The sequence below is a fragment of the Williamsia sp. Leaf354 genome (assembly GCF_001424365.1).
In the GTDB taxonomy this organism is placed as follows: domain Bacteria; phylum Actinomycetota; class Actinomycetes; order Mycobacteriales; family Mycobacteriaceae; genus Williamsia_A.
In genome coordinates, this window is record NZ_LMPL01000001.1 from 553,988 (window position 1) to 566,942 (window position 12,955).

General features: G+C 69.5%; 11 protein-coding genes. 4 read left to right on the forward strand and 7 right to left on the reverse strand.

Annotated elements, in window-relative coordinates; all coding sequences use genetic code 11:
- The first annotated feature begins 54 nt into the window (after positions 1-54).
- Complete coding sequence (ku, locus tag ASG12_RS02605; RefSeq protein ID WP_055784825.1) at positions 55-993, forward strand: non-homologous end joining protein Ku; 939 nt, start codon at positions 55-57, stop codon at positions 991-993.
- Positions 994-1,068: 75 nt separating this feature from the next.
- Here the strand turns inward: ku and ASG12_RS02610 are convergent, their stop codons facing one another.
- The 5 genes from ASG12_RS02610 to ASG12_RS02630 all read right to left on the reverse strand — a co-directional run bounded on the left by ASG12_RS02610 (position 1,069) and on the right by ASG12_RS02630 (position 5,777).
- Positions 1,069-1,503, reverse strand: coding sequence for a hypothetical protein (locus ASG12_RS02610; RefSeq protein WP_055784828.1), 435 nt, complete (start codon positions 1,501-1,503; stop codon positions 1,069-1,071).
- 64 nt (positions 1,504-1,567) lie between these two features.
- Complete coding sequence (locus ASG12_RS02615) at positions 1,568-2,401, reverse strand: SDR family NAD(P)-dependent oxidoreductase (protein WP_055784830.1); 834 nt, start codon at positions 2,399-2,401, stop codon at positions 1,568-1,570.
- Positions 2,398-4,020 carry an FAD-dependent oxidoreductase gene (locus ASG12_RS02620; protein ID WP_055784832.1) on the reverse strand — a complete coding sequence of 541 codons (1,623 nt, stop codon included), beginning with the start codon at positions 4,018-4,020 and terminating at the stop codon, positions 2,398-2,400. The genes ASG12_RS02615 and ASG12_RS02620 overlap by 4 nt, the downstream gene beginning before the upstream one ends.
- A gap of 75 nt (positions 4,021-4,095) precedes the next feature.
- On the reverse strand, positions 4,096-4,731 hold the full coding sequence (locus ASG12_RS21855) for a TetR/AcrR family transcriptional regulator (protein WP_055784834.1): 636 nt from the start codon (positions 4,729-4,731) through the stop codon (positions 4,096-4,098).
- Between the two features lie 2 nt (positions 4,732-4,733).
- Positions 4,734-5,777, reverse strand: a complete 1,044-nt coding sequence (locus tag ASG12_RS02630) for a crotonase/enoyl-CoA hydratase family protein (protein WP_055784837.1) — start codon at positions 5,775-5,777, stop codon at positions 4,734-4,736.
- A gap of 64 nt (positions 5,778-5,841) precedes the next feature.
- On the opposite strand from ASG12_RS02630, the gene ASG12_RS02635 reads away from it, so the two are divergent.
- Positions 5,842-6,630, forward strand: a complete 789-nt coding sequence (locus tag ASG12_RS02635) for a crotonase/enoyl-CoA hydratase family protein (protein WP_055784839.1) — start codon at positions 5,842-5,844, stop codon at positions 6,628-6,630.
- A 13-nt stretch (positions 6,631-6,643) separates the two neighbouring features.
- On the opposite strand, the gene ASG12_RS02640 is transcribed toward ASG12_RS02635, so the two are convergent.
- Positions 6,644-7,657: a hypothetical protein gene (locus tag ASG12_RS02640; RefSeq protein ID WP_055784842.1), complete on the reverse strand. Its 1,014-nt coding sequence runs from the start codon at positions 7,655-7,657 to the stop codon at positions 6,644-6,646.
- Positions 7,658-7,878: 221 nt separating this feature from the next.
- Between ASG12_RS02640 and ASG12_RS02645 the strand changes: the two genes are divergently transcribed.
- Positions 7,879-10,692 carry an ATP-binding cassette domain-containing protein gene (locus tag ASG12_RS02645; protein WP_235455900.1) on the forward strand — a complete coding sequence of 938 codons (2,814 nt, stop codon included), beginning with the start codon at positions 7,879-7,881 and terminating at the stop codon, positions 10,690-10,692.
- A gap of 112 nt (positions 10,693-10,804) precedes the next feature.
- On the forward strand, positions 10,805-12,325 hold the full coding sequence (locus ASG12_RS02650) for a flavin-containing monooxygenase (protein WP_055784845.1): 1,521 nt from the start codon (positions 10,805-10,807) through the stop codon (positions 12,323-12,325).
- Between the two features lie 124 nt (positions 12,326-12,449).
- On the opposite strand, the gene ASG12_RS02655 is transcribed toward ASG12_RS02650, so the two are convergent.
- Complete coding sequence (locus ASG12_RS02655) at positions 12,450-12,908, reverse strand: hypothetical protein (RefSeq protein WP_055784850.1); 459 nt, start codon at positions 12,906-12,908, stop codon at positions 12,450-12,452.
- Positions 12,909-12,955: the final 47 nt, after the last annotated feature.

Sequence of the window (12,955 nt, forward strand, 5' to 3'; positions counted from 1 at the left end):
TCGACACGGCCCAGGGGGCTGCGCACCGCGCCCGAGGTCGGCACAATGATCCCCATGCGCTCGATCTGGAAAGGCGATCTGAGCTTTGGCCTGGTCAACGTGCCGGTCAAGGTGTACTCCGCCACGGAGTCTCATGACCGCACCTCGCACCAGGTCGACGCGAAGGACGGCACCCGCATCCGCTACCGCAAGGTGCGCGAGGGCACCGACACCGAGGTCGAGTTCTCCGACATCGCCAACGCGTACGAGAGCGACAGCGGCGAGACGGTGATCCTCACCAAGTCCGACCTCGCCGAGCTGCCGGTGCAGAAGAGCCCCGAGATCTCGATCACCGGGTTCGTGCCACGTGAGCAGATCGACCCGATCTACTACGACAAGCCCTATTACCTCGAACCGGCGTCGAAGTCGCCGAAGGCGTACGTGCTGTTGCGTCAGGCGCTCGCCGACAGCGACCGAGTGGCCGTCGTGACGTTCACGCTCCGCAACCGGACCCGGCTCGCGGCGCTGCGCGTGGTCGACAACGTGATGACCCTGCAGACCCTGCTGTGGCCCGACGAGGTCCGCAAGGCCGAGTTCCCCGCGCTCGAGGACGAGCCGACCATCCGCCCGCAGGAACTCGAGATGGCGCAGTCGTTGATCGACACCATGGCAGGCGATTTCGACCCGTCGGAGTACGAGGACACCTACCAGCTCGAGCTGAGCAAGCTGATCGAGGCGAAAGCCGAGGGGACCGAGGCGTTCCCGGTCGCCGAGACCGACGACTCGGGCGACGACGACTCCGAGGTGGCCGACCTGCTCGCCGCACTGCGCGCATCGGTGAAGAACCGCGGCGGCCCGGACACATCGGCATCGGACGACTCGGGTTCCGACGAGGAGAAGGCACCCGCGAAGAAGGCGCCGGCCGCGAAGGCCGCGCCCCGCAAGACCGCTGCGAAAAAGGCACCTGCGAAGAAGGCGCCCGCGAAGAAGGCCGCGGCGAAGAAGTCGGCCTGAGCGCCGCGCCGAGATTTCTCACTCCACGGGTCAGCAGCGCTGTATGGGCATCGCTGGCGTTCTCAGCGGCACATCTCAGTCGCCAGGTCGGTCGACGAGTGCGGCGAGCCGACAGGGCGCGCGGAGGCAATAGCTCTCGGTGAGCAACTCGACCACCTCGTCCCAGTCGATCGCGGCCGGATCGGGCAGCACCATGCCGAGCACGGACGCCGACCACCTGGGCCGGAAGAACGGCAGCCCGATCCGCTCGAGTGCATCGATCTCCGGCGGCGCCGACGAGAAGGTCAGGACCGGCACTGCGATGTCATCGGATCCGATCGCCCGGGCGTACGACGCCGGCGCCCCGTGCGACACCAGCAACACGTGCGCGAACGTCGCGGCGCGGATACGCCACCGGTCTCCGACCCATGCGCGCTGTTCCACCACCTCGGGGAAGCCCGTGCAGATCGCGCGAATCCGGGCGACGATGCGCGGGTCGACCACGTCCGAGTCATCCGATTCGCCGGTCACCGCCCGACAGTAGCGCCGGCCACGGAGTCGGCGAGGTTTCCCGGCGGGCGGGACACTCTACCGACTATCGGTGGCCGGGACCTCGGTAGACCTGAGCGACCTTGCGGCGGCCCACCAGCTTGCCCGCGGCGGGGAGCAGTCGTTGGCCGGTGGAGACCAGTGCGGGCACACGTCCCGGTATGACCTGGTCACGGCCGGAGTCCAACGCCGCCACCGTCTCCCGCGCGATCGTCTCCACCGGCACCTTCGGGATCGTCAACGTGTGGGCACGGTTCTCGGGGGTGCGGGTGGCATCGAGTGCCTCCACGAGCGGGGAGTCGAACTCGCCGGGGCAGATCAGGTGCACCCCGATGCCCTGCGGTTCCATCTCGAAACGCAGTGCGTTCGTGAAACCGACGAGGGCGTGTTTGGCCGCACAGTACGGCGTGTAGCCGAAGACCCCGGTGAGGCCGGCGAGGGAGGCGATGTTCACGATTCGCCCGCTGGGATGCGGAAGATGCGGCAGCACAGCACGAATGGCGTTCACGGTGCCGAAGAAGTTGATGTCCATGACGTCGGTGAACGCCGAGGCGGGCAGTGTCTCGAAGTAGCCCTCGCGCATGATGCCCGCCGAGTTGATCAGCACGTCGATCGGATGGTCGGCGGCGAGTCCGGCGAACGCATCCACGAGCGCATCGGGGTCGGAGACGTCGACCGACAGGGTGCGTACCGCCGCGTCGGCGACCTGCGCGCGCAACGCCTTCGCCGCCGTGGCGAGCTTCGCCTCGTCCCGGGCGAGCAGCGTGACCCCGACACCGCGTTCGACCAACTGGCGACTGATCTCCAGTCCCAGACCCGACGAACCGCCGGTCACCACCGCATGGCGGCCCGCGCTGACCCAGGAACCCGCGCCGCTCATCGCGCGCTCACCGTGGTCGGGCGCGCCGCGAACGGTGTGGTCGGATTCTTGTGCGGCACATGCGACATCGCTTCCTCGGCCATCGCGGTGATGGTGAGGCTGGGGTTCACCCCGGCGTTGGCGGCGACCGTCGAGCCGTCGGTGATCAGCAGGTTCTCGTAGCCGAAGGCGCGACGGAAGCGATCCACGACACCGTGTGCGGGTGAGTCGGCGATGACCGCGCCACCGAGGATGTGCGCGGTGGTCGGGCGGGCGAGCAGCGATTCGGTGACCGCGGTGGAACCGTAACCGCCCCCGCCGATGTGCCGGACCGCCGACTCGGCGATCGTCCGCGCGATCGGGAGGTCGCCGAGGGGCGCGTCGCCGTCGCCGACCGCGGTGTTGATGCGGCTGAACCGGTTCCGGCGTCGCAGCCGGAGTGCGGTGTCGGTGCTCTGCATGATGGTGAACACCACCGAACGCCTCGACCACCCCGACAGTCGCGTGGGGCTCAGCCAGCGCAACGGGCGCGCGAGCATCGCGAGGACGAACTGTCCCACTCGGAGACGACCGCCGGTGAGCGGACCGAACGTGAGGCCCATGGCGTCGCCGCCGAGTCCGTAGGTGTTGTTGGTGAAATGCGTGTGTTCGTCGGGATGGATGCTCGTGGTGATGGCGATGTCGCTGCGCAGGTCGGCTTTCGGGTCGTTCGACGTCACCGCGACGATGGCCTCGCTGTTGGTGCGCACGAGGTGGCCGAGCCGGTCGCTCAGTCGGGGCAGGCTGCCGCGGTCGCGCAGTGTGCGCAGCAGCAGGTTGGTGCCCAGTGCGCCGCCGGCCACGATAACGCCATGCGTGCGGATCGTCTGCCGGTCGCGACGCAGGATGCCGCCGGATCGGACGGTGGTGACCTCGTAGCCGTCGGAACCGTCGGCGGCGCCGATCGGACGGATGTCGACGACGGTCCGTTCGGCCTCCACCCGGGCGCCGAGGCGTTCGGCCAGGTGGAGGTAGTTCTTCACCAGGGTGTTCTTCGCGTTGTGGCGGCATCCGAGCATGCACTGACCGCACCGGATGCAGCCCGCACGGTCGGGGCCGGCGCCGTCGAAGTAGGGGTCGGGGACCCGCTTCCCGGGTTCGCCGAGGAACACCCCGACCTCGGTGGTGTGGATCCGGTCGCTCGCGCCGAGGTCGGCGGCGATGTCACGCATCAGGTCCTCGCTCGGTCCCTCGCCGACGAACGTGGTGACGCCGAGCATCGTCTGGGCGGTCGCGAAGTGGGGAGCGAGTTCGCTGCGCCAGTCGGCGAGATCGGCCCACTGGGGGTGACGGTAGAAATCGTCGGAGTGCGGGACGTAGAGGGTGTTGCCGTAGACCAGCGACCCGCCGCCGACGCCCACCCCGCTGATGACGGTGACGTGGGAGAACGGGGTCATGGCCATGATGCCGCGCAGACCCGCGAACGGTGCCCACAACAGTTTGCCGACCTGCCAGGCGCTCGAGGCGAAATCGGTGTCGGCGAAGCGACGGCCCTTCTCGAGCACGGTGACGTCGTAGCCCTTCTCGGCCAGCCGCAGGGCGGCGACGCTGCCGCCGAAGCCGGACCCGATGACGACCCAGTCGTGGTCGATCTCCGCCATGGCGCGCACCCTTCATCCGATGACAAGCGTCATCAGATTAACGCATCGGCGTCACCACGACGGCGAGATGGTCGATCAGTGATCCGACTCCGCGATGGCCACGAGGAACCGCGTCGACGCCGCGACCAGCACCCGCCGATCGGTCGTGTACCCGTCGATCAGCCAGGCGGTGCCCGTCTGTCGGATGCCGCCGACGGCTGCCGTCGCGAGGACACGGCGCTCGGCCTCGTCGACGGGAGCCTGCTGATCCGCCCGCATCTGCGACAGCAGCAGGTCGCCGAACCGGTTGAGGGTGTCGAGATAGAGCCGGTCGACCCGAGGGCTCACCCCGAGGACCTCGAGCCACACCACGCGCGCGAGCAACGGGTTCTCGGTCACGCCGAAGAACGCGTCGAGCCCGCGACTGGCTCGGACCACGGTCGTGGCATCCGTTGGCAGGGCGGCGAGTTCGGCGACGACGGCAGCCATCATCCGGTCGACGCATTCGGCGTACACCGCGAGCAACAGGTCCTCGAGGGTCGGGAACTGTTCGTAGAAATAGCGATCGGCGACGCGGGCCTCGCGGCACAGGCCCCGTACGGTCGCCGCGCGGAAACCCACCGAACCGAAGATCGACAGGCCCGCGTCCAGTAGTTGTCGTCGCCGTCGTTCGTCCCGCGCCACCGGGCTCTCGCCCCCGTAGCTGCGGCCCCCCTCCCGAGCGATGGTCACCCTCACCCCTTCTTGTGATCGCCGAACGGCTCGTCCCGCTCCCGCACTGCCTGCTTGAATCCCGATGTCGCCGAACGTGTCTGGAACGCGTAGCCCTCGCGCGTGTGTCGCGACACGCCGTCGAAGACGGTGCTGATCATGGCCGAGTTGGCCACCCCCTGTGACAGCAGCGCGCTGTTGAGGGCGAGTTTGACCATCATCAACTGGTTGATCGGCATCGCGGCGATGCGGGCGACGTAGTCCTCCACCACCTCGTCGAGACGATCGGCCGGTGCCGATTCGACGGCGAGACCCCAGTCGAGCGCGGTCTTCCCGTCGATGCTGTCGCCGGTGAACAGCATCCGCTTGGCGCGCTGGTCTCCGATGCGATGGGCCCACAGACCGGTGGACGGCACACCCCACACCCGCACCGGCGGATAACCGATGCGGACGTCGTCGGCGGTGATGATCTGGTCGCAGTGCAGGGCGATGTCGGTGCCGCCGGCGATGCAGAACCCGTGCAGCTTCGCCACCACCGGCTTGTTCGCGTGCAGCAGGCTCGAGAAGCCTCGGCCGTTGCGGCTCATCATCGCGAAATCGACCATCGGGTCCCACTGACCGGCCGGGTTGTGGTTGGTCGCCTGGACCATCGGGTCGAGCACGGTGCCGTCGACACCCACCTCGTGCACCGACGTCCGCGACTCGTCGGCGCCCGGGTCCTGCCAGCGTTCGGCGAACATGCCGAGGTCGTACCCGCCGCAGAAACCCTTGCCGCGACCCGACAGCAGGATCACGTGCACGCGCGGATCGAGATCGGCGTGCTCGACGGCCGCCGCGATGTCGCGCGGGGTGTCGGAGGTGATCGCGTTCCCGTGCGCGGGCCGGTTGAAGGTGATCCGCGCGATGCGTCCGGTCACCTCGTAGGTCAGCGTCGGGTAGTCGAGTGTGTCCGGCGGGGTGCGGTCGCCCAACGCCGACACCGGTGGCCCCGAGGTCCAGTCGTCGCGCCATCCGGCGGGCCGGTCGCCGCCCTGTGTCGGGGTCGTCAGGTTCGAGTCGTCGCTCATCGCCGCAACACTATCGGTGGCCTGACCGGCCCGGGCCCGTACCGCGCGGGTCTACTGTCGACCCATGGCCGAGCTGGTACAGGTGCGTCACGACGGTCCGGTGACCGTCATCGCCATCGACCGCCCCGAGGTGCGCAACGCGGTCGATCGCCCGACCGCCGAGGCCCTCGCGCAGGCGTTTCGCGACTTCGACGCCGACGACGACGCCGCGGTAGCGATCCTCCACGGACTCGGTGGCACCTTCTGTGCCGGTGCCGATCTCGGGGCCATCGCCGCGGGTGATCCCGAGCGCATCAACCGGTTCGCTCCCGACGGCGACGCCCCGATGGGGGTCTCCCGGATGCGTCTGGGCAAACCGGTGATCGCCGCGATCGAGGGATACGCCGTCGCCGGTGGTCTCGAACTCGCCCTCTGGGCCGATCTGCGCGTGGCCGACGAGAACGCCACCCTGGGGGTCTTCTGTCGTCGGTGGGGGGTGCCGCTGATCGACGGCGGAACCGTCCGGCTGCCCCGCCTCATCGGCGAGAGCCGCGCGATGGACCTCATCCTCACCGGACGCCCGGTCGACGCGACCGAGGCGCACGCCATCGGACTCGTCAATCGGATCGCCCCCGCGGGAACCGCCCTGGAGGTCGCCGTCGCGCTCGCCCACGACCTCGCCGCGTTCCCGCAGACCTGCATGCGTGAGGACCGGATGTCGGTGCTCGAACAGGACGGCCTCACCCTCGACCAGGCGCTGCTCAACGAGACCCGCCACGGTGCGACATCGTTGGTGAACGGCACCGCACAGGGCGCAGGGCGATTCGTGTCCGGCGCGGGCCGCCACGGCACCTTCGAGTCCGGCGCGTCGTGACCTGCCGGCGCGGTCAGTCGGCGGCGGTGTCGACGACCGTCGCGCGTCGGCGCGACCGGTAGCCGAGAACGGTCGGGACGCCGCCCAGCACCAGCAGCGTGATCAGTCCCGCGACGCCGGCCCACAGGAGCGACCGCGCGACCAACGGTGCGTTGTCGCGGGCGAGGATCACCTGTGTCTGGCGCGCCGACTCCGGCGGGGTGATCGCGGCGGTCGGACCCAGGTCGGCCTGCGCGGCACCGATGCGGCTGTCGATGGTCTTCAGCACGGTGGTCAGCTGGCCGAAGGTCTTGGTGAACGAGTTCGCCGCCTCGACCACCCGGGGGCGTGCGGAGGACAGCGTCGCGAAGCCCTCGCTGAGCTGACCGGCCGACTGCCGCGCGGAGGAGATGCCCGCGTCGACGGTTCCCGCCGATGACCGCGCCGCCGGTCCCAGACCCGCCAACGCCCGACGCAATCCGGCGATCGCCTCGGTCTGTGACGTGAGATCACCGGTGGCCCTCTGCAGCGATCGCAGCGCGGGCAGACTGCTCCGCGCCCCCGGTATGGCGTTGGACTCGACCGCGTTGACGATGCGGTCGACGAGGTCGTCGATCGGCGCGGCGGCGTCGGACAACCGCGACACCTCTCCGAGTGCGTCGGCGGCCCGGGCCGTCAGCTGCGACACCTGCCCACCCGCCGCGGCCAACGACGGAGCCTGCTCGAGCGCCGTCACCAGCTGCTGCGATCCGCGTCCGGCGGTGTCGACCGCGTCGAAGATCTGCCCGACACCGTCGGTCAGCGTGGTCACCGTCGCCGACCCGCCCGCGACGGCCGCGTTCAGGAAGCCGAACAGCAGCTTGGCCTCCGACAGCGAGTCGCGGGCGGACTGTACTTTCTCCGGTCGGGGGTCGGCGGCCTGTGGCGCCGCGATCGGTCGCGACGGTGCGCCCGCGGCGAACACCGCTCCACCGACGATCACCGACACCGTCACCACACCGAGGAACACCGTGACCCATCGGGGCATGCGGGAGATCGTGGCTGACATGCCGTCAGCCTAGGTAGTCGCCCGACGGTGTCGTGGTCACCGCCGTCTGTGAACTCGCAGCATTTCCTCAGAAACGGTCGGCTCCGCGAGGTGGGGGCGTCGCGACACGGCCGCGACCCTGGCCGAACTCTCATGCATCGTCGCGCTCCGCGACGTGCGGGTTCGCTGCTCTGGCACCCTGGATACGGACATGACGTGTGAACGATGAGAGGGCGGTGGGCGTGAGTTCCGTCCTGGAGAAGTCGCGGGTACGCAGGCAGTCCGTCGACGGGCGTCGGCGGTTGCGGATCAGCGCCATCGAGGCGGCCGAGGCCGCGGCGCTCGCCGATGTGGCCGCCGCGATCTGCGTGCTGAGCCGGGTGCTGCCGATCGCGGGGGCCGCGATCCTCGTCTCGTCGATCCCGTTCGCCGTCCTCGGCATCCGACGACGCCTGTCGGTGTGCATCCTCGCCGGGGTCACCGGATGGATCGTGGCGCTGCTCTTCGGTGGATACGGCACGGCGAACATGGTGGCCGCTGCCGCGTTGTCCGGGTGCTTCGCGGGCATCGCGATCCGGCGCCTCTGGTCGCCGCCGACCGTCGTCGCCGGGGCGATCCTCGGTCTCGGGGTCCCGTCGGCGGCGCTGACCACCGCGGGCCTCGCGGTGTTCTCGAGCTACCGCGAGTTCATCTTCGACAACATCCGCAACAGCGTCGGCGGTGCGGCGCGACTGATCGGCAACGCCGGCGCGACCCAGGTCGAGCAGATCGACCGCGCGGTGGTGAGCGCCCTGCGGGTCTGGCCGATCACCATCCCCGTCGCGACACTTCTCGGCGTCGTGTTCACCGCGCTGTTCACCTACCTGTTCGTCAAGCGCCCGGCGCAGTCGCTGGCACGTCGTCTCGGTCCGCCGTCGACCGATGTGCTGGTGGAGGAGACCGGCCGTATCGCGCCGGTCCCGATGGAACTGCGCGATGTGTCGGTCACCCACCCCGGGGCCACCACCCCGACCGTGTGGGGGATGAACGCCGACATCGCGCCCGGTCGTCTCACCGCTGTCGCCGGACGCAACGGGGCGGGTAAATCGACTCTCGCCCGGGTCATCTCGGGCCGCGCCCCGACCACCGGTGTCGTGAACCGTGCGGGCAATCCCGGCCTCGGCGCGCCCGGCGGCACCGCTGTCATCGGGCAACGCCCCGAGACCGGTGTGCTCGGTCTGCAGGTCGGCGACGACCTCGCCTGGGGTGATCCCACGATGACCCCCGAACGCGCGCGGGCGCTGCTGGACCGTGTGGGTCTCGATGTCGCGCTCGACGCCGAGACCTCCCGACTGTCCGGGGGACAACTGCAACGACTCGCGATCGCCGGGGCCCTCGCCCGCGATCCGCAGTTGCTGGTGAGCGACGAGAGCACCGCGATGATCGACGGCCCGGGTCGTGAGGCGTTGATGACCACCTACCGCCGACTCGCCGACGGGGGCACCGCCGTGGTGCACGTGACCCACGACCCGCGCGAGATCGCCGCCGCCGACGCGACGATCGTCGTCCCCGGTGGCGACACCGAACCCGCGACACCGCCTGCGGGCAACCGCCGCAACTGGATTCGCGGCGGGCGGCTCGATGTCCGCGGTCTGCGGTTCGCCCACGACAGCGGCACCCCGTGGCACCGCGAGGTCCTCGCCGACATCGACATGACCATCGCGCCGGGTCAGACCGTGCTGGTCACCGGCGCCAACGGTGCGGGCAAGTCCACGCTGGCCCGCCTGCTCGCCGGGATCGAGAAGCCCGACGCCGGCGAGGTGCATCTCGACGGTGAGCCGGTTCTCAACAACCGCGACGGCGCACTGTTCGGCCACCAGTACGCACGACTGTCACTGGTGCGCTCCCGTGTCCGCGACGACATCTGCGACGCCGCCGGTGTCGACCGCTCCAACGGCCGTCTGGTGTGGGAGTCGTTGCGCGAGTTGGGTCTCGACCCTTCGGTGGTGGCCGAGATGCGCGTCGATCACCTCAGCGTCGGACAGCAGCGGCGGGTCGCGCTGGCCGGACTCCTCGCCGCACGCCCCCGGGTCCTGGTGCTCGACGAACCGCTCGCCGGACTCGACGACGCGTCGCGGATCGCCATGGTCGCGGCCCTGCAACGGGTGCGCGCATCGGGCACCACGCTCGTCATCGTCACCCATGACCTGAACGAATTGCGCGCCATCGCCGACCGCGCGATCGACGTCGCGGTCCTCCCGCCGCGTCCGCCGACGATCGAGAAGCGTCCCTCTCGGGCGTCGATGGCCGGTGTCGTGGGACGTGTTCTGCCCCGGCCGTCGCCGGCGCATCGACTGTGGGTGGGCAGCAAGGTGTTCGCCATCGTCGCGACGGCCCTGATGTTCGCGATCGATCCGGGCTGGATCACCGTCGGCGCCTCGGTGCTCATCGCCGCGGCATGGACACTCGCCGGTCGCATCCCCGTCGCCGCCCTGCCGCGGCTGCCGTGGTGGATCTTCGCCCTGATGGGCCTGGGTGGTTTCGTCACCGCGATGGGCGGCGGCAAGCCGTTCGTGACGGTCTTCGACGTCCGGCTCGGGCTCGGTGGCGCGAGCACCTGGGCCGTGCTCATCTCGATCACGATCGTGTCGTTCTATCTGTCGCTGATCTTCTGCTGGACCACGCCGATGGCCGAGGTGCCCGCGTTCGGGCAGCGGGTCGTCGGGTGGGCGCGGCGGGTCGGCATCCCGCTGCAGCCCGTCGCGGTCGCGGTGACCGTCGCGCTCCGTCTGCTGCCGTTCATGATCTCCGACTTCCGGGTGTTGCTGCAGACCGTCGGGCAGCGTCGTACGCCCGGGAAGCGGTCGGCCCAGCAGCGGGTCGAACAGTGGTCGGCATGCATGCCCATCGCGTGCTCGTTGGCGGTGCAGAATGCGCGCGAGGTGGCCACCGCGATGGACAACCGCGGCGGGATCGGATCGGTCGCCCGTGCCGATCGACGACCCGGCATGAGCGACGTCATCGCCATCGTCTTCGTCGCCGCCGTGGTGGTCGCCGCGATCGCCGTAGGCTGGTGACACCAGCTGCGCCGCTATTGACGCTTCGTCAATAAGAGCGTTATTGTCGATCAGTCAATAAGCGTCCGGTGGGCTCGTCAGCCGGATCGGCTCCGATGCGGAGAGGATCATCATGACCCAGGCAGGCACGTCCGAGACCAGGTCGGAATCAGCAGTCGAGTTCCGTGACGTGCTGATCGTCGGTGCGGGACTATCGGGCATCGACGCCGCGTACCGGCTGCAGGAACGCAACCCCGGCCTGAGCTACGCGATCCTCGAGCGCCGCCAGGCGATCGGCGGCACCTGGGACCTCTTCCGGTATCCCGGCGTCCGCTCCGACAGCGACATCTACACGCTGAGCTACCCGTTCCGTCCGTGGGACGGGGAGAAGTCCATCGCCGACGGCGACGACATCCGGCAGTACCTCGTCGACGCCGCCGCGGAGTACGGCATCGACGAGAAGATCCGCTACGGCGTCCACGTGCTCTCGGCGGACTTCGACACCACGGTCGACCGCTGGACGGTGGAGACCGAGATCGACGGCAAGCCCGTCACCTACCAGGCACGCTTCTTCCACCTGTGCACCGGCTACTACGACTACGACGGCGGATACACCCCCGATTTCGCGGGCATCGACCGCTTCGGCGGGCAGGTCGTGCACCCGCAGAAGTGGCCCGAGGATCTCGACTACGCCGGTAAGAAGGTGGTCGTGATCGGCAGCGGCGCCACAGCGATCACGTTGATCCCCAGCATGTCCCGCGACGCCGAGCACGTGACGATGCTGCAGCGCTCACCCACCTACATCACGGTGCTGCCCTCGGTCGACAAAGTCGCGCACACGCTGCAGAAGCGATTGCCCGCCCCGCTGGCGAGCAAGATCATCCGCGGCAAGAACGCGGGGATCTCGCTGGCGTTCTACCTCTACTGCCGTCGCTTCCCCGACTCGGCGCGCGCACGGCTGCGCGGGTTGGCCAAGCGCATCCTTCCCGACGACTTCGACGTCGACACGCACTTCAACCCGACCTACAACCCGTGGGATCAGCGCCTGTGCGTAGTCCCCGACGCAGACCTGTTCCGCGCCATCAAATCCGGCAAGGCCGGCATCGTCACCGACACCATCGACAGCTTCGACGAGACCGGTATCCGCCTCTCGTCGGGCGACCACCTCGACGCCGACGTCGTCGTCACCGCGACCGGTCTGCAGTTGCAGGTGTTCGGCGGGATCAGCCTGGCCGTCGACGGCGAGAAGGTCACGCCCGGTGAGCGTTTCCTCTACCGCGGCCGCATGCTCGAGGGCGTCCCGAACTTCGCGTGGACGTTCGGCTACACCAACGCGTCGTGGACGCTGCGCGCCGACCTCACGTCCAAGGCCGTCGCAGATCTGCTGCACTACATGGACTCCCACGGCTACACCCACGCCTACCCCGACCGGGGCGGCAAGGAGCTCCCCGACGTCCCGATGGTGGACCTGTCGAGCGGCTACGTCGCACGGTCGGCGGGTGCCCTGCCCAAGGCCAGCGCCGACAAGCCGTGGACGGTCCGCGCGAACGTGGTGCTCGACGCGATCGACGCCAAGCGCGACAAGATCACCGAGTCGATGACCTTCGGACGCGCGCCGAAGTCCGTCCCGCAGCGCGACGCCGTCCACAGCTGACCGCTGCTGAGATCGTCCCCCTGGCGGGGCGCCGACGGCGATCTGCCCCCGGCGGGCTCTGAGGGGGACGATCTCGGCAACTCGGCCGCCTGGTCGACTCAGGCACCGGCGACGCCCATCACGGTCACGGCCGGTAGGTGGTGTCGATGACCGCCTTCTGGCTGCCGACGTGCTGCCCCCGCGGGGTGATGGTGACGTCGTAGACGCCCTCCTTGCCCGGGCTGACGATGTCGCGGCCGGGGTTGCCGACGAAGCCGGGACCGCGCGAGGTGCGCGTGAAGGTGGAGACGTGTCCGTCGGCGCGACCACGGAAGACGAAGTCGACGGTGATCGAACATGGTCCGACGCCGATCAAGTTGCCCGAGAACCCGATATCGGCCTGGCCTGGGTAGTTCCCGACACCGGCGGTGATCGACCCGGCGCAGAATCCGCTGGTGGCAAGGGTGTAGATGGTGGAGGTCGCCGGGGCAGGCGCTGCCGCAGCGACCCCTGCCCCCAGCGCCGAGAGGCCGACGCCGGCGGCGGCCACCGTGGTGAGCGCGACTGCGGTCGCGGCGGTGCGAGACTTCGAGATGGACGTCACGTGGTGCTCCTTCGGTGTATTCGGTCATTTCGTTATGCATCCGAACT

What these genes read in the sequence shown, in the direction of transcription:
- ASG12_RS02630 (WP_055784837.1), bottom strand. Translation starts at nt 5,777, where the DNA reads ATGAGCGACGACTCGAACCTGACGACCCCGACACAGGGCGGCGACCGG.
- ASG12_RS02620 (WP_055784832.1), bottom strand. Translation starts at nt 4,020, where the DNA reads ATGGCGGAGATCGACCACGACTGGGTCGTCATCGGGTCCGGCTTCGGC.
- ASG12_RS02615 (WP_055784830.1), bottom strand. Translation starts at nt 2,401, where the DNA reads ATGAGCGGCGCGGGTTCCTGGGTCAGCGCGGGCCGCCATGCGGTGGTG.
- ASG12_RS02635 (WP_055784839.1), top strand. Translation starts at nt 5,842, where the DNA reads ATGGCCGAGCTGGTACAGGTGCGTCACGACGGTCCGGTGACCGTCATC.
- ASG12_RS02650 (WP_055784845.1), top strand. Translation starts at nt 10,805, where the DNA reads ATGACCCAGGCAGGCACGTCCGAGACCAGGTCGGAATCAGCAGTCGAG.
- ku (WP_055784825.1), top strand. Translation starts at nt 55, where the DNA reads ATGCGCTCGATCTGGAAAGGCGATCTGAGCTTTGGCCTGGTCAACGTG.
- ASG12_RS02640 (WP_055784842.1), bottom strand. Translation starts at nt 7,657, where the DNA reads ATGTCAGCCACGATCTCCCGCATGCCCCGATGGGTCACGGTGTTCCTC.